This is a genomic window from Bacteroides sp. MSSM.1001136sp1_RTP21357st2_D2_RTP21359_211015 (genome assembly GCF_040913205.1).
GTDB lineage: Bacteria > Bacteroidota > Bacteroidia > Bacteroidales > Bacteroidaceae > Bacteroides > Bacteroides ovatus.
On sequence record NZ_JBDFVF010000031.1, the window covers coordinates 1 to 16936 of the forward strand.

Annotated in this window: 15 protein-coding genes and 1 pseudogene; all 16 read right to left on the reverse strand. The window is 41.1% G+C overall.

Going from position 1 to position 16936, the window contains the following annotated elements; genetic code table 11:
- Nucleotides 1-474: 474 nt before the first annotated feature.
- Nucleotides 475-1665: an OmpA family protein gene (locus AB5217_RS18385; RefSeq protein WP_032844272.1), complete on the reverse strand. Its 1191-nt coding sequence runs from the start codon at nt 1663-1665 to the stop codon at nt 475-477.
- Between the two features lie 183 nt (nt 1666-1848).
- A complete protein-coding gene (locus AB5217_RS18390; protein ID WP_032844273.1) occupies nt 1849-4218 on the reverse strand; it encodes a GumC family protein in 2370 nt (789 codons plus the stop codon).
- Between the two features lie 16 nt (nt 4219-4234).
- Complete coding sequence (locus tag AB5217_RS18395; RefSeq protein ID WP_032844275.1) at nt 4235-5032, reverse strand: polysaccharide biosynthesis/export family protein; 798 nt, start codon at nt 5030-5032, stop codon at nt 4235-4237.
- A gap of 19 nt (nt 5033-5051) precedes the next feature.
- Nucleotides 5052-6215: a glycosyltransferase family 4 protein gene (locus AB5217_RS18400; protein WP_050486390.1), complete on the reverse strand. Its 1164-nt coding sequence runs from the start codon at nt 6213-6215 to the stop codon at nt 5052-5054.
- Nucleotides 6212-7291, reverse strand: coding sequence for a glycosyltransferase family 4 protein (locus tag AB5217_RS18405; RefSeq protein ID WP_230596392.1), 1080 nt, complete (start codon nt 7289-7291; stop codon nt 6212-6214). Before AB5217_RS18405 ends, AB5217_RS18400 begins: the two co-directional genes overlap by 4 nt.
- Before the next feature lie 45 nt (nt 7292-7336).
- Complete coding sequence (locus AB5217_RS18410; protein WP_032844277.1) at nt 7337-8470, reverse strand: glycosyltransferase family 4 protein; 1134 nt, start codon at nt 8468-8470, stop codon at nt 7337-7339.
- Nucleotides 8467-9720 (reverse strand): hypothetical protein, encoded by a 1254-nt coding sequence (locus AB5217_RS18415; RefSeq protein WP_032844278.1) that lies wholly within the window; start codon nt 9718-9720, stop codon nt 8467-8469. Before AB5217_RS18415 ends, AB5217_RS18410 begins: the two co-directional genes overlap by 4 nt.
- Before the next feature lie 12 nt (nt 9721-9732).
- On the reverse strand, nt 9733-10749 hold the full coding sequence (locus tag AB5217_RS18420; RefSeq protein ID WP_210404097.1) for a glycosyltransferase family 2 protein: 1017 nt from the start codon (nt 10747-10749) through the stop codon (nt 9733-9735).
- A complete protein-coding gene (locus AB5217_RS18425; protein ID WP_032854298.1) occupies nt 10746-11612 on the reverse strand; it encodes a beta-1,6-N-acetylglucosaminyltransferase in 867 nt (288 codons plus the stop codon). The genes AB5217_RS18420 and AB5217_RS18425 overlap by 4 nt, the downstream gene beginning before the upstream one ends.
- Nucleotides 11609-12487, reverse strand: a complete 879-nt coding sequence (locus AB5217_RS18430) for a beta-1,6-N-acetylglucosaminyltransferase (protein ID WP_368117377.1) — start codon at nt 12485-12487, stop codon at nt 11609-11611. The genes AB5217_RS18425 and AB5217_RS18430 overlap by 4 nt, the downstream gene beginning before the upstream one ends.
- Complete coding sequence (locus AB5217_RS18435) at nt 12480-13418, reverse strand: capsular polysaccharide synthesis protein (protein ID WP_229115759.1); 939 nt, start codon at nt 13416-13418, stop codon at nt 12480-12482. The genes AB5217_RS18430 and AB5217_RS18435 overlap by 8 nt, the downstream gene beginning before the upstream one ends.
- Entirely contained in the window at nt 13415-14347 is a 933-nt protein-coding gene (locus AB5217_RS18440; protein ID WP_032844282.1) for a glycosyltransferase family 8 protein, read from the reverse strand. Before AB5217_RS18440 ends, AB5217_RS18435 begins: the two co-directional genes overlap by 4 nt.
- 81 nt (nt 14348-14428) lie before the next feature.
- Nucleotides 14429-15214 (reverse strand): glycosyltransferase family 2 protein, encoded by a 786-nt coding sequence (locus AB5217_RS18445; RefSeq protein WP_032844284.1) that lies wholly within the window; start codon nt 15212-15214, stop codon nt 14429-14431.
- Nucleotides 15189-15752: a serine O-acetyltransferase gene (locus AB5217_RS18450; protein ID WP_032844287.1), complete on the reverse strand. Its 564-nt coding sequence runs from the start codon at nt 15750-15752 to the stop codon at nt 15189-15191. Before AB5217_RS18450 ends, AB5217_RS18445 begins: the two co-directional genes overlap by 26 nt.
- Nucleotides 15752-16735: a glycosyltransferase family 2 protein gene (locus AB5217_RS18455; protein ID WP_032844289.1), complete on the reverse strand. Its 984-nt coding sequence runs from the start codon at nt 16733-16735 to the stop codon at nt 15752-15754. The genes AB5217_RS18450 and AB5217_RS18455 overlap by 1 nt, the downstream gene beginning before the upstream one ends.
- 11 nt (nt 16736-16746) lie before the next feature.
- A pseudogene (locus tag AB5217_RS18460) lies at nt 16747-16932 on the reverse strand (DapH/DapD/GlmU-related protein); the annotation flags it as partial.
- Nucleotides 16933-16936 lie beyond the last annotated feature (4 nt).

The following is a 16936-nucleotide window of genomic DNA, read 5'->3' on the forward strand; positions in this document are numbered from 1 at the left end:
AAGCAGCATAGCCAAAAGAAAATATAGCAGAACTGTAAAATATAAAAGAGGTTGTGCCAACGTTTTGACACAACCTCTTTTTGCCTATATCCGGTATATCCTTCCCAATATTTATTAGGAAACACGTCCAGATTTGTTATAATATTATATCGTTCAAGTCATCAATTTCATATTCTTTTATCTGTTATTTATTAAAGTGAATGCCTACACTCATACTACAAAGATACAACATTTAAGAGCGTTTGTCAATAGCCTGACGAACTTCTATCAGAAAAATAAAAAGAAGCACCTTTCCCCACCGGGAAAGATGCTTTCACACAAACAAAACAAACAATAGTTACTATCTTCACAGACCGTATATTATAAAGTGACCCTTATAAGAATACACTTTATAATTTTATCAGATGCCTTGCATCTTAATTCTACTAGCGGGTTTATTTAATATGGGTTCATTTCAATTCACTCACCACAAATTTATTTAATCACTGTTATTACAGCACGGCTCACTCGGGGATCATCATAATACATATTATCCACTCCTCCCTCATAAGTCACTCTCAGCTGTGAAGTCGGAACTCCGAACTCTTTAACCAAACAGTTATAGACAGCCTCTGCACGGGCCTTGCTCAATCGCTGATTAAATTCCTTAGTACCTGTTCCTTTATCACAATAACCGATAATCGTGTAAACCGCATTCTTATTCTTTTTCATCAATTCAGCCTGGAAGCCGAGATTGACACGAGCTTCATTGCTCAATATACTTCTTGATATTTGGAAAGTAATCAAACAAGGAGCTGCAAGAATACTGGTTTCCACCACTTTCTCCGGAGTTTTGTTGGAAGCCACCACCAGTTCGTCTTTCAAACGGCTGTTTTCTTCATTCATAGCATTCAACCGTTCACGCATACTGCGCAGTTCTTCATCACTAAACGTAATAGTCTTAACGGTACTACGTCCCCAAGTACGTTTCGGGAATTTATAAGTAATACCCAATGTCACAGATAATAATCCCTCTTCCTTACGCCCGCCGATTTCACCGTCAAATTCATCCTTAGTGGCAGTACCGCGTACATCCAGATTCAAGTCGAACGCAGAACTCAGGCGGAAAGAATTAATCACCCCCAGACTGGCATTAAAGTTACGTGCACGCGGAGTTTCCCAAGTAAGAATCCAACCCACACCAACATAAGGAGTCACAGACCAAAAGCGCTTCTCATTATAACCACAAAGCAGATTAGACGCATTGAACATCACATCCCCGTGAATATTCATAAAGTCGAATTTCTGTTCGTCGAGCCATTGAGAGGCATCATAGACTTTGCCTGTAGAGTGACTTCCGTTTTGAGTGGCCCCTTTGATAGACAATCCACCATACATAGCCCGCACACCGATACCCGGCGTGAACCATTTTCCAAAAGCAATATCCAAAGCAGGACTAAGCCGGTCGCCAAACGCCATCTGCACATTATGGTCACCGAAATACATCTGTGCACCACCCCCGACACTAACAAACCAATTACTCCAGAACCGATTTGTCTCTACCTTATATTTATCAGCATTTTCAACGATTGTAGTTGTTGTTGTAGATTTTGAAAAGTCTTCCTGTGCATAAACGGTAATTCCCATTAACAACAATAAGACAGACATAAGAATATTTTTTTTCATAAATGAATCTTTGCTTTAATTTTCAATATAATCTGATATTCATCGCAAAGAACGAGCTTTTTTTCCATTTTCTCACTAGCAAAAAATGCGATAATACTCACAATTTATACAGAGAAATCCTAAAAATCAGCCGAATAGCCATGAAACAGTCAAAATGGCTCTCCCTGATGCGAATTTATAACATTACCTTTTCATCCTTTTTTTCATCCGGCTCCACCATCCGCTCTTTTCCACATCAATACCGTAGCCATATCCGTAACCATACCCGTAACCTCTGCTACCCTTCTTCGCACCATTCAATACAACTGCCAGATTATTCAATCTATGTTCCTGATACAAACGCTCCAGTTCCGGTAACTGGCGACGATCAAGCTTTCCTACACGTACGATAAACAGTGTCAGGTCGGAAATACGATTCACAACGGAAGCATCCGCCACTACTCCGATCGGTACATTATCCACGATGATATAATCATACCGTCGTCGAAGTTTGACAATCAACTCATCCAATCGTCTGTTCAATAATAATTCAGTCGGATTAGGAGCAATTACCCCGATAGGAATCAGGTCAAGTCCTTCGCCAAAGGCATCATGCAAGATTATGTCATCTGCACTAACCAACGGGTTAGAGAGATAGTGAGCCACACCTTTCACCCGTTTGGCATGAGCAAAATGGCTCAATCTTCCTTTCCGCAAATCCAAGTCAATCATGATAATTTTCTTCTCCGCCTGCACCAGGCTGGCAGCAAGGTTAACGGAAACAAATGTCTTACCCGCTCCCATATTGAAAGAAGCCAGTGTAATCACTTTTTGCTCCTGTGGTTGTGATATCATGAATCCCAGATTGGTACGAAGAATCCGGAATGCCTCGGACAATGGGTCAAGTCCCCGCGCACGTACCATCACTTCCTGTGCATCAGCTTCTGTCTTTGACACTTGTGGAATATCCGCCAAGAAAGGAGCACTGACAGAAGCCTCGATTTCTTTCCGGCTATGTACCCGGGTATCCAGCACTAAGATTAATAACAGAACAACAGTAGGAACAATCACTCCGCAACCCGCTCCCAACAGAACCTTATTATACTTATTGGGCGAGATCGGAATGTTACTTCCCGAAACCGGGTCCAGAATTCTCGCATTGTTATCCACCATCGCCTGATTCAAAGCATTCTCCTCCCGTTTGTTCAACAAAAACACATACAAGGATTCCTTAACTTTCTGCTGACGCTCTACAGACAGCATCTCCCGCTGCTTGCGGGGTACTGCCTGCACTTTCTGACGCACCCGGTTCTCCTGCACCGTATAATCATTCTTTTTCTGCTTCAGACTGGCAGACAGATTATCCAATGCCCGAAAAATATTCTGTCTCATCGTCTGCATGGACCGGTCCAACTCCTGCACGACGGGATTATTACTACTGCTGCCGCTAACCAACCGGTTCCGTCGCAACAATGTTTCATTGTAACGTGCAATTTGACTCTCTATATTGATGTCCGTCAGTCCGATATTACCGGGTATCAGTTCCTCCTCCTTACCGGAATCCTGTAAATACTGACGGATAAACGTTACCAACTGCAACTGGGTATCCAGCTCCTTTATCAACAATTCATATTGCCGGCTATCCTGTATATAAATGCCTGCAACCGTATTAATATCAACTCCGTTATTCGCTCTTTTCAAGTCTTCGATATCAGTTTCCACACTCCCCAGTTCATGCTCAATGATCTGCAGACGTTCTTTAATAAACTCCGCAGTATTCACTGCTATCCGATTTTTGTCCTTAATGGCCTCCTCATTATACACGGTAATCAACATATCCAGAATGTCAGCTGCACGAACCGGAGACCAATCATCCATAGTGATACGTAAAAGGGCTGCATCTCCACTCATTTGCCTGATTGTCAAGTTAGACAGCCAGAAAGACACCATATCTTCCTGCGGATGACTAATCACTTTGACAGCCCGTTCCATCCAGTCTCCTCCATAATTTTCGGCAGCAAAAACAACTAGTTTTCCTAATGCCGTATGAACAGTATCGTTCAGGTTTACCACCCGTCGCAATTCTGTTCCTTTCGAGAATTCTGCCAATTCCACTTGTTGCTGATTTTTAGGAATCACAGACAAAAAACACCTTTCACCCGGTATTGCATCCATAAAAGCCACGCGTATGGGAGCTTCTGTATATAGTTCCCTGGGACGTAAACCGTCATAAACCATATAACTCACATTCGCCTGCAGGCGATCAATCACTTTCCGCATCAGCTCTTTCGATTTAAACTGAAGGATTTCACTTGCCACATTAATCTGCCCCATAAAGTCATTGGAGCCATACAACTGCATCGCAGACCGCGAATTGGTCGGTGTCTTAATCATTACAATCGCCACGCGACTATATACAAACGGAGTCTTACAATAAAAGTACCAGAAACATCCCCCGAACAACAGAATAGAAAGAAAATACCATTTCCAGTGGGCAATCAGATACATAAAAACATCCACAATATTGACAGACTTTTCTTCCTCTGTCAGAGCCAGTTTCCTCTGTTTTTCCATATTTTATAATTGGTAATTACTTTAATAGAACGGCAATGGTTGTAAGCAGACTAAGAATAGACAGTCCGAATGAGTAGAACCCAAGTGTACGCCGTTCTTTCGTAGAAGCTTCCGCATACTTGGGATGCACATACACAATATCATTCTGCTGCAAATAAAAACAGGGAGAATAGAATATATCCGACGAGCGGACATCATGCATATACATCTTACGTTCATTGCCCTCTTCACGGATGACCGCCACCCTGTCTAAAAGTGCATTGGACGTTACTCCACCGGTTCTGGTGACAGCTTCCAACAAAGTAATCCGGCTATCGTCAATCCTCAAGACTTGCGGACTTTTCACTTCGCCCATGACGGTAATCTTTATATTCAAAATATCCACAAATACCAAAGGATCACTAATCAAATTCTCTTCAACCAAACGACTCTTTATTAAAGTACCCACCTGCTTGCAAGTCAAATCCACCACTTTCAGCTTTCCCAGAATCGGAAATTCGATATATCCATTCAAATCCACCGTATATCCTTTCTCCTGTTTCTGGTTATTACCGGTCACCGCCACATCTCCATTAGACGTCACTTGAAAATTGCCTACTGTCGAAATATTAAAAGGCACGGTCAGTTCCGGATTTCTCGAATTGACCACAATACTAATCCGGTCATCCCTCTGAATCCTCATTTCCGGTTGCTGATTCATCGGATAAGAAATATCTTCTTTCATATCTTCCAAATAAACGATTCTCTTGGTATTGATGCAGGAAGTCATCAACAGTGCTGCCAGAAACAACACTACATACATGTTCTTTTTCATACTATTATTTTGTTTTTCTTTATGGTTTCGTAGTGAGATGATATTGGTTCTCTATCCGGACATCATTGTTGCTCAATATCATCCGGTAAAGATTCAGGCAGAGTTCCGTCATCAGCTCTTTGGTAAACATCGTTTCATACCGCTGCCGGGCTCCCTGTGACAATCTTTCGTACAAATGACTATTGGAAAGAACGGTCGCTATCGCCTCGGCCAACGCCTCGGCATCTCCCGGTTTTACATTGATGCCGGAGAACCTGTCCATATTCACCCAATTGACTCCAGATTCAGGGATATTCATAGCAATCACCGGTTTGCCGCAGGACATTGCTTCAATCTGCACAATACCGAATGCTTCTGTTTTCCAGATAGAGCTTAGACAAAACAGGTCACAAGCACCAAAATAATCCGGCAAATGCTGATCGTCGATAAAGCCCAGCAACTTAACTTTATCCGCAACTCCCAGTTCGTTAATCAATGCCTGCAAGTTTTCCCATAATGGTCCTTTGCCTCCGATCAATATGACATAATCATCGGTTAACTGGCGAGCTGCCCGTATCAGATATTCGTAACCTTTATATTCTACCAGACGCCCCAACGAGAATATAATTTTCTTGCCGGCATATTTTTCCTTAACTTGCTCTACCCGTTCGGGAATGGGTTTCATCTTATCCACTCCAATAGGAATACTAGTCACTTTATATTGTATTTCTTCCAGAAAAGGAGATTCCCTTACGTAGACCGGTGTTGTACCGACAATCACTTCCGCTCTGCGCAACAGCCATTTTTGCAAAGGATCATATAATTTCAATAACATCTTCTGTTTCAATATATCACTATGCCAGTGCAATACTACCGGTCCTTTATAACCGGACAGGAATAATGCCAAACATGCCATCGGGTCGGGATGGTGAATGTGAATAATATCATATTCTTTCCGTATCTTACGCAAGCGGTAAATCATGGCCGGAGCCAGCATAGTAGCCGCCACTTTTTTCCACGTGGGTACACACAATATACGTGCATATTTATTCAGCGACAGACTTTTCGGTCGCTGTTGTTCTGCCGAAGCACACAGCATATCGCAATGGACCTGTCTCTGTGACAATCCCACCGTGATATCATACATCACTTTCTCCACTCCACCTCTGATCGGGTAGAACTTACCTATTTGTAGTATTTTCATTTTGATACAGATTTTATAAAGTCAAATAATTCTTGCCAAGACAAGGCACAAGAGAAACGTTCCCCGGAAGTACGAACACTAGCCAGAAAAGAGGTGTCACCTCTCCACAACCGCTTCATCTGTTCTTTCAGTAGTTCAGGAGCCGACAGACTAAAAAATGCAGTCCGCTCACTTCCGCTAGCTGTTTCGCGAGCATAAGGCAGATCAGCCAAAAGCATCGGTTTGCCAGTGAACATAAATTCGGAAATGGGCAATCCCCATGTTTCCACTCTGGAGGGAAACACCAAACAATCTACTGCATGATAGTAGCCGAAGAGTTTTTCCTTACTCATGAATCCGGCAAATTCTATTGAACTCACAGAGCCATACTTTCTATGCAGCCACTTTGAATATTTATTCTCCTGCCCATTAATGGTCAGGACAAGTTTGAATACATCTTTCCCAATTTCCTGTTCCAAGAGAGAAACAGCCTCACAAACGAATTCAAAATTCTTATGACAATCGGGGGTGGAAGCATAAAGGAACGTGAAACAAGATCGTTCTATTCTCTCCGCAACAACCCGACTTTCTTTATGTTCCGGTGGAGCCACTATGAATTTTTCTTCTTTTACCCTCAGTAACCGACTCAATCCGGAGCGTAGCCACTCTTGCTGCACAATCAGGAAATCATTCCGATGCACATTGATCCGATAAGCGAAACGGGTGAATAAAGCAAATAAGACAATTTTATAATCAAACCGGAAATCCCTCCAGTTCCACTTATAAAAAGGGAAAGAAGTCTGGCAGTACACAACCTGTCGTTCAGCTCTCACCCTCGGAGTCGTATCATGAAGAGAAATCCACAGATATACGGGCGCTATTCTCACGGAAATCCGGTTCATCGTCACATACTCACACCACAATCTCCGACTCCAGCCTTTGATAATATCCGGCATTTCAATGTACCGGATACCCGGATAGTCTGCCAGTTCCCTCTTATGCACCAACGCAATGATCCGGTAATGACCATCAACCGCCAGCGTAGAGAGATAACATAAACAATCCCGTAATATTGTCAGTGTCCCCCCTTTCCGCAAACTAACTGCCGAAACAACAATCGTTTTTTCCCGTCACTCATCTATTTATATTGTCAAATTATTGAACAAACCTATCCATCGCTGCATGATTTTCTCTTCCGAAAATGCTTTTGAATGATGATATGCACTTAGTCCCATACATCTGCGCAATTCATCGTCTTCCATTAGTCTCAACATCCTATCGGCTAACATTGGAATGTTTCCTTCTGAAACCAGAAAACCATTCTCTCCTTCAGTTATTACGTCTTTCGGACCACATTTACAAGTAAAAGAAACAGTAGGTAATCCGAATGACTGCGCTTCGAGCAATACCATAGGCAGTCCCTCATAACGGGATGACAGTACCAGTAAGGAGGCACGTCTGTACTCATCTTCGATATGCCGGGTAGGTGGTTTCAAAAAAACACAATGTTCCAATGCGTTTTCTTTAATCTGTTGTTGGAGACGGTTCATCCATTCTCCGTCTCCAATAATATCCAAGGTCCATTCAGGTTGGAAACTGTGAATAATTCTCCAAGCGTCTATCAGATAATCAAACTCTTTCTGATAACCATAGCGTCCAATGGCAATCACTCTCCGGGCTGTCAGAGATGATATATGAGATTGGGGAACAGAATAAGTCAGCGCATTCGGAATGACTGTAATATTGGATAGATTCCTCCAATATGACTGATCTTCGGCAGTCAGTACAACAAAACAGTCATACTTCTTCACTGTCCTTTCATCCATCCAACTTCTCCACCGGTCCACTAGTCTCCAGATTCCTTGGCGTCCATACTGCCGACGTTTGTAACGGGAAAAGTGAATTTCCAGGATTTTCCGACTGCCATCATTCATCTTCCATAATAAAGAGGCGTCATTGCAAAACATGGAGACCGCAATATCCGCATTTGTCTGCTTCAGGCATTCCGACAGTCTCTTTCGATGTTTCCATTGTTTGAAAGGATAATGAACCAGTTTATTCAAGAACGATTTTCCGTTATTTTCCTCATAGTTTATACCTAAATCGTGACATCTAATACGTCTGTCCAAATCGAAGAAAGGTTGTTTTCCACGTTGGTCAGTAGTGATAATAACGACTTCATATCCATGAACGGCCAAATAATTGGCTTTATTAGCCAACACTCGTTCCATTCCTCCGGAATTATAAGTCCCGGCTATGCAATAAACGATTTTCATTCACTTTCCTCCCAAGGTAACTCCTGTTTCCTTTGCCAATCCAAGCAATAAAATAAAGCGTAAATAAAGAAAAGATCAGTCGCTACTTTCATCCATATAATGAAGCTCAAGGCCAAAAGAAAAAAAGATAACAACCGGAAAAAAGGAAACTTGCAGGCAAATACCCAAGCATTATACACAAAAAAAGCGATGAATGTCCCGAATCCGATTAATCCGCAATACAAGATAAAACGACAATAACCGATGTCGGTACTATACACAAAATTGGCAAACAAACCTGTCCCTATCAGCCAACCCTTCAAATTTTCCGGCCAAATCCACATCACGGTGTTCAATTTATCGGTTGAATCGGTCCTCAATTCTCCTGTTTCCACCCAGTTGAAAAAAGCCTCAAAAGCAAATCGGATATTCCTGTAGAAAAAGGGATCATGCTCATATAGATAAACACCCAATATAATGAATGTAATCAGCATCCCTCCCAGAATAGAATAAAGCCTGAAATAACTCCGGCGGATAATCAGACGAAAGATCCCTGTGGAGCATATCAAATACGCAATTCCCAGTAATAGCCCGACAGATGTGGTGCGAGAAATCATGTTACCAATGACTGCTATCACAAAAAAAGCAAAGAGGTAAACAAAGACTTTCCACTTGGCCTGTTTCACATCTTCATTCTCACACAAAAGGTAAGCTATTAGAAGCAATACAATGGAGAAACGTACTCCGGCAGGATCCAGTGCAGCACCAATGCCATACAACCTCCTCACTTCCTGAAAAAATTCCTGTCCCTGGGAGACATAAGTATCTACTAAAAGTTGGAATGCCGGAAACCGGTCTATCAAAATAGCCAATATGCATTGAGAGACACATACAAATGTCAGATAGCCTGTTAACAGACTTAATGTTGCTTTACCATGAAGCATACGTATAGCAAAACAAACAACAAAGGCTCCTCCCAACCAGGTAAAAAAAGAAATAAAATAAGTCACATAGGAATAATCGTCTGTATGGTTATAGTCGGCAGCAATAAAACAGATAAAGGAAAAAACAAAAGCAAAGATTATAGCGCCCAGCAGTTCTTTCGAGAAGGAGATCTTATGCCTCCGGCATCCTTGAAGAACCACCAGAAAAACACCGGTCATTGCCAATGCCATTTTAGTGTTCAGTTGGGGTAAAACAGCAAAGCTGAATGGAAAGTAGTATCCGCTCACCACCATTGATATGAATAACATAGCTAAAACACGAGCCATAGTCCCACTATATTATTTATAAATAATACCATAAATGAATTTGAATACGATCCGATAATAAAATTGCAGCCCCCGGAAGCATCGCTTCACCGCCATCCATTGCAGTAAGCGTGTTCTCACAGGAAGTGTTTTGTTCTGCATTATATATCTATTAGCTTCAGGAAAACATTCCAGCCACTGCTCATAGCGCGATTTATCATCCGTGATGAGGAGAGGAAGCTTGATGTTCAACTTAAGGAAGGAGATACAGGATGGCAACACATCAGCATATAAAGAAGAATGAATATATTTTTCCACCTCATACACATTGCCGGCCACCTGTTCTATATGTTTCTGCGAGTAATTTTTTGTCAACGAACTCAAGTTACCTTGCCGGTAATGATAAAAGGGAATATGAATTATGCCCACTTTCTTTGCACATACAAATAATTTTATCATCACCATCATATCTTCCCCCATATTCATACCCTCTATAAAGCGGATTTTATTCTCCACATATAGAGAACGCCGGACCAAAAAAAGCCATAAGTTCCACCGCATAATCCCACACATCATATTCCGTAAAGCCTTTGCAGGAGTGGTATATGCAGGCTGTTCCATATATCGTTCATTGGACTCAAAAGTCAGATACCATTCGTGTCCTGTTATATCCCAGCCGTGCTCCTCTGCTTCATTCACTAAACACTCCAATGTATCCGGCTCTATAGAATCATCCGCATCTACATAATAGATATAATCCCCTGTTGCACGTTCCAAAGCTGTATTGCGTGCTGCCGCTACCCCCCGGTTTTCTTCATGGCGCAGGATACGGATTGTGAAATCCGGATTCGATTGCTGCTCTACATAGGACATTAGGATATGTAAACTTTCATCCGTACTACAATCGTCTACCAGTAGCAGCTCCAAGTTTCTGTAAGTCTGTCTGTCTAAGGACTCCAAACAGTGAAACAAGGTGGCTGAAGCATTGTACACAGGAATAATCACCGAAATAGTCATAAGTTGCAGTCTCTTATCCAATTCGTCTTTCATTTCACAATCTCATTTAAAATCCGGTTGACCACTCCAATATGTTTGCCGCCAAACTTCCGGGCAAACAAGGCATCCGAACTCATCAATTTTTCAAAATCCCGGTCCTGCCATTCTTCCAACCGGTTGTCTTTCCATCCGATCATCCGTAAACAGCCGCGCCCCTCATCATTGATGTTATAAATTCGGTCGCGAAAAGGTGAATTCCAGCAAATAGTCTGCACAAATATCTCATCCGAACAGAAAGTGTGGCTATAAATCCGCATGACTTCCTCTTGTTGCTGCAGCAAGTACCCGACCAGTTCGGAACTGATACTTAGCCACTGTGTCCCTTTCTTAAAATTAACGTCCTTGTTTCGCCGGATTCGCAACAGAAACTGCATACGAATCCATCCGGCACGCAAGACTTTCCTGCCGATAGACAAGCCTCCTAGTGTATCCTTAAAATGCTCCGGAAACAAATGCCATCTCCGGACCTTCCGATCAATTTCAGTCGTCATGTCTCCTTGATAATATCCGATAAACTCTTTTCCCTTGTTTTCTACAAAGAAACGATGAATATAGTCTTGCGATTTAAGAGGCATATCAACCCCCGACAACAAATGATAATAACTATATCTACCGGATTGGCAGGCCGCCTCAAACAATGCATATTCTGCTTTTACCACGCTTATATCTCCCCAACGGACATCAATACGCTCCGTCAAAATAAAGAGTCCGGCATGGAGCGGCTGAAAGACCGGATAATTTTCCAATTTTCCATCAAAATGGATATAGATGTCATTCCGTTCGTCATCAATAGACTGTATCAATCGCTCCAGAATGACAAACTCATTATGAGCAAGAATTAAATAGGCATGTTTCATCCTTTCACATCCGCTAGTATATGATTCAATATCTTATCGACAATATCCATATCCATGTGACTGACCTTGCGGGCAAAGAGACAACCGGAGTTCACCAGTTCATCATAGTCCGCCAATGTATAAACACGCGGATTAGCCCCTCCCTCAAAATCACATTTCAATAATCTGTCATCATAGTATATCCGATCTTTCAAATATGAATTCTCCAGTTCCGAGGGGATAAAGAACTCATCACCACACAAAGTAAAACGATACTTCCGCAAAACATCCTTTTTAATCTGCAACAGATAGGTGATACAATGATGGGGTACACTTACCCAGTTGGAAGCATTTACATACAGTTGATTCCTGTTCCGAAAAATTCGCAATTCCCTCTGGATACAGATGGAAAATCGCCACAATAATTGATTCAATCTTCTTATAAATAAAACTTGATGCATGAAATTCTTCATAAAGAAGTTATACCGCCGGATTTTAAGTGTAGTCTGATAATCCGAATTAGGGACGTGCATCAACACTACTTTGTTTTTAAGTCTTAAAAAGTATTCGTGTATATCATTTTGAGACTTTAAGGGTAGGTGTACCCCCGAAAGTAAATGATAATAATGGTATTCACCACGTATACCGGCTGTTTCGAACAATAGATATTCCGCTTCAATCTGCGAACAATGTCCCCATCGAATATCAATTCTTTTTTCGAGTATATATAGATTCGAGTAGTGAGCAGTCAAAGATGGACAGTTTCTTACTTTCTTGTCAAAATGAATAAAGATATCATTCCGTTCATCATCAATAGCCTGAATCAACTTATTCAAAATATCAAATTCATGATGGGCTATTATCAGATAAGCATGTTTCATCGGACAATTATACATTCCGGTTCAATTTTAAGATGAGTTTCAAACGTGTCACAGCTGCATCGTCGAAATAAGCCATCTTGTGCATACTAGTTAGTTTCATTGCTTCCCCAAATGATATACGGTCATAATTCCCATTGATTTTAGTCTGTATAATATGTGGGATGCAGTCGTTTACTATAGGACAGTTCTCACTGGGACAATATTTAGTTATCAGTTCATGAAAAAGAATCTGAAAAAAGAAATAATCCGGCACTGAATCCTGTGTCTCCCAAAAATAAAGTAATAAATCTGACAAGATTGAAATAACCTTATTTTCTTTTTGAGCGAAGATTATACTATTCAATACCCTCACTTTGAAATCGGATTCCCAACCAAAATAATAGGCAAAGGCATTCTCCCAATAATCTTTATCTTTTTCATCATCAGACCGTTGAAACATAAAAAAATCGAGTTTCTCATACTTTCCCGGAAGCCTGTTTGTCAACAGAATAGTTGCATCCAACCATACACCGCCGTATGCCTTCAATAAAGCTACCCGAAGCAAATCAGAAAAAAATGTACGATTAAATTGTGCATTCTCCCGCTTTTGACGAACGAAGTCAGGAAAGTCCAGATACTCTGACAGGGTAGTATCCGTCAGACGAATAACCTGATAATCTGCTTTATGCTTGTCTACAGAATCAAAGCAGATTCGTACTATTTCAGGTAAATCATCACTGTCGAGACCCTGTCCCCAGTATTGCCAGATTACTTTCCTGGTATCTAATTCTTTTTTAGGCTTCAAGGCATACCTTTCTATTGTTTCGTTGTGATAAGCGTCAATTATAGGTGTCCAGAAATCTGCCACTTTCTTGTGCTGTTTCAGGATAGACGTTTTACGCTGCACATTCCAGAGTTTTACAGGAATGAACCGTTTGGCTACTCTCATTAGAGTTCGTGCTTTCATCGATATTTCAATTTACGATACAATGACTGAAAGCCATTTATCATCAAAGTTCCCAAAGAAGTTCCATAAAGTCCGGATAAGAAACGAATCTTCTTGTTTATCTGCCACTCTTCTTTTATTTCCTCTGGTAATTGTTCATAATATTGCCACCATAACTGGAATTCCACAGTAAAATGATTCCAAGGTTTAGCTCCGGTATAATGTACCGTACCGTGCTGATGCACCTCTATCCAGTCCTGTTCCGTATACTTCTGTAGGAAGAATCGCTTATATTGTGGCAGATAAAAGGTTCTGATGCTATTACAATAAGGTGGCAAGCCTAATATGCGTTTTTTACAAAGCTGATTTAATACATCCTGATCGGGAAATTCGAGATAATCCGCTTTTGAGGCTTCTATAAATTTCGCCACCATATCGTCTCTTCGCATCAGTTCAAGGTTCATTATCAGAAAACCGGAATTAATATACTCCGACGGGGCACAACCTATCGCTTTCAAATGTTCGATTTGGAAGTCCGCAGGAGCTTCGAATACAGCGGCTAAATAATGTGTTCCTAATTCTGTGGAATAATAAAGCCGGGCTAAATCATTACGGACAATCACATCACAGTCTATATACATCACTTTCTCATATTCCGGTAGCAAGTCCGGAAGCAAAAGACGATAGGAAGCTGCTTCCGTGTATTTAGTATCGACATATATATCCTGTAATCTTCCTTTGAGATTTACAAAGGAGTAGCAGGCACATTCCCCACCTATCTGTTGAATCTTTTGTTTCAAACGTTCAGGCAATTCCTCGCTCAACAGACAGATGATGTGTAGTCGGACTTCCATTTGCATATTCTCAAATATGGAGTAGAGGCAAGTCGCGGCAGGAACAAAATAATTAGGAGTAAAAGCAACCACTAACGGAATCATACCGGTATTCATCTTACTATACTTATCTTACTTTATTTAGTTTAGTCTATTCAACTTAATCAGTTTCTTATGCTCTGTTTATCTCGGTTGTCTTCAATGAGTACTTACCAAGCGTTTAGTCAGAAATAGGAGTAAGCGGTATTTCCTGCTACCTACTTTTAACCTGTTCACCAAGTCCAGAAGTTCATCTGCCTCTATATATCCTAAATAACGGAACTCATTCAGCACTTCTCTCTTTTCGCTATCCGCGTTCTCATGATTGGATGAAATTCCATCGCATCCATAGTAGCAGACAGGCAAATCGACCTTTTTGTAAGTCCGATGATTAACCACGATCTCATAGAATATCTGTTCATAATCGGCGACTATCTGAAAAGATTCATTATATGGACGTAATTGAAGCATGCTCGTACGAATAAACAAGGATTGATGGCATACAGAGAAACGTTGCATGAAGAACAAGACATCTACCGTTTGCGGTGCATCCCATTCCGCCATTCCACCCGCATACTTCAACACTGCATTGCCACAAACAAAATCCGTATCCAAGCAAGGAAGAACTTTCTTCAATGTATCCTTTTCATAAAAGGTATCTCCCGAGTTAAGAAAAAGACAATACTCCCCCCGAGCCACGGAAATTCCTTTATTCATAGCATTATATATGCCATTGTCTGCTTCACTAACCCAATAAGAAATATATTCCGAATATCTCCGGATCACGCAGGCACTACTATCAGTGCTTCCACCATCTATCACAATATATTCCACTTCTTCCTCAAAGGCATTCCCCAGCATCTTTGCATTACCCACAACCGACCGAATCGTCGCTTCGAGTTGCTTGCTATGATTATAGTTAATCGTTATGACAGAAACTTTCATCACTCTTTTTTATGATACTAGCCGGAACTCCGGCAACCACCACTCCGGGAATTAATACCGACTTTGTGACAACGGCCCCGGCACCAATTCTCACTCCATCTGCAATGGTTATCCCGCCCAGAATTTGTGCGTTCTGACCAATATCCACATTATCTCCAATAACAGGAGAGTCATCGGGTAGGACACCTTTACTTCCAATGCAGCAGTTACCATGTATGGTACAATTCCTGCCGATACGAGACTTTGGATTGACAATAATAGAACCATAATGATAAATCTTCAATCCCACACCAAAGCAACCCGCATCAATGAAAAAACCGAGACGGACACCCAGAATGTTTTTTTTCCGGAAGAAATAGTATCTCAATAGCTTATTTTTTTTATAATTCGTATAGTATTCCTCTTTCCGAAGCATGCGTACATATTTCCGAATCCAATATTGTTCCGTTCGCAAAAGGTAATCCAACAGATATCCTTTTGAAAAAGGGGAAAAATAATCCATTCGGTCCGAAGCAAGATATTCTTTTAAAGTCATCATTATAGATAGCGTTTCCACAGTTTGACATAAAGAGCCAACATATTATACATGTCATGTGATACCATTCCATTGAACAGCCTCATCTTCTTTCCTTTCAAAAGGTATTTCTCATCATAAAAAAGATCTTCAATTAAAGGACTGGTACATGATTTTCTTAGTGCCTTTTTTATACCAGAGAAATTATCTTTTGCCAAATGCATGATATACCTGTGATAGAAATAAGCAATAGCACTAAGACGCGTACGAGTCAGATCTAAGGAATATCTTGTTTCAAGACTGGAATAGGTACTTACCAGACATTTCAGTGTGCGTTCTAAATGTTCATAAGAAATTGCCTTTTGAGACAAGTGTTCGCCCATGTGATGTACATAAACGTATCCGGCATAAGAGGAAGTCCTCACTGAGCGAACATACAATAGATACTGGCTTACCCACAAGGTGTCTTCTCCCGAGTACAAGCAGGTATCGAAAAACAAACGGTTCTCTCTTTGAATAGCTGACCGATACAATCGACCAAAAGGCACTGTAAGCTCCGGATAGATGTATTTTGACAAACATTGCCTTATTCCATGCTTCCCCACAAAATAACTATCATCAAATAGATAACTACTACCTGTCGGTTCGGCAAGAGTAGAACATTGAACCAAATCGCAGTCTCTGTACTTCATTAATTCTTCCAAATACTCGCTTTGCACATAATCATCCGAATCAATAAAAAGAAAATGAGTTCCATTATGTTTCTCAAGTCCCAGATTTCTGGCAGCACTGACACCCGAGTTCTCCTGATGAAAGACTCTCACCCGGTGGTCTATCTGAGCATAATCATCACAGATCGCTCCTGAAGCATCCTCACTTCCATCATTTATAAGGAGAAGTTCTAAATCTCTATACGATTGAACCAGAATACTATCAATGCATTTCCTTAGATATTGTGCCGAGTTGTATATGGGTACAATGACAGATACGAACGCCTTATTTTCCATGCTATTCAAGTTTATACAGTATAAAAAGCATTTTCTTTAATCACTTTTGCCGGAACTCCTGCTACAATCGCATGCGCCGGAACATCTCTAGTAACAACAGCACCCGCTGCAACAATAGCTCCTTCTCCGATGGTCACTCCTTTCAATATGATAGCAGACATACCAATCCAAACATTATCTTTTATAATGATCGGGGCGGAC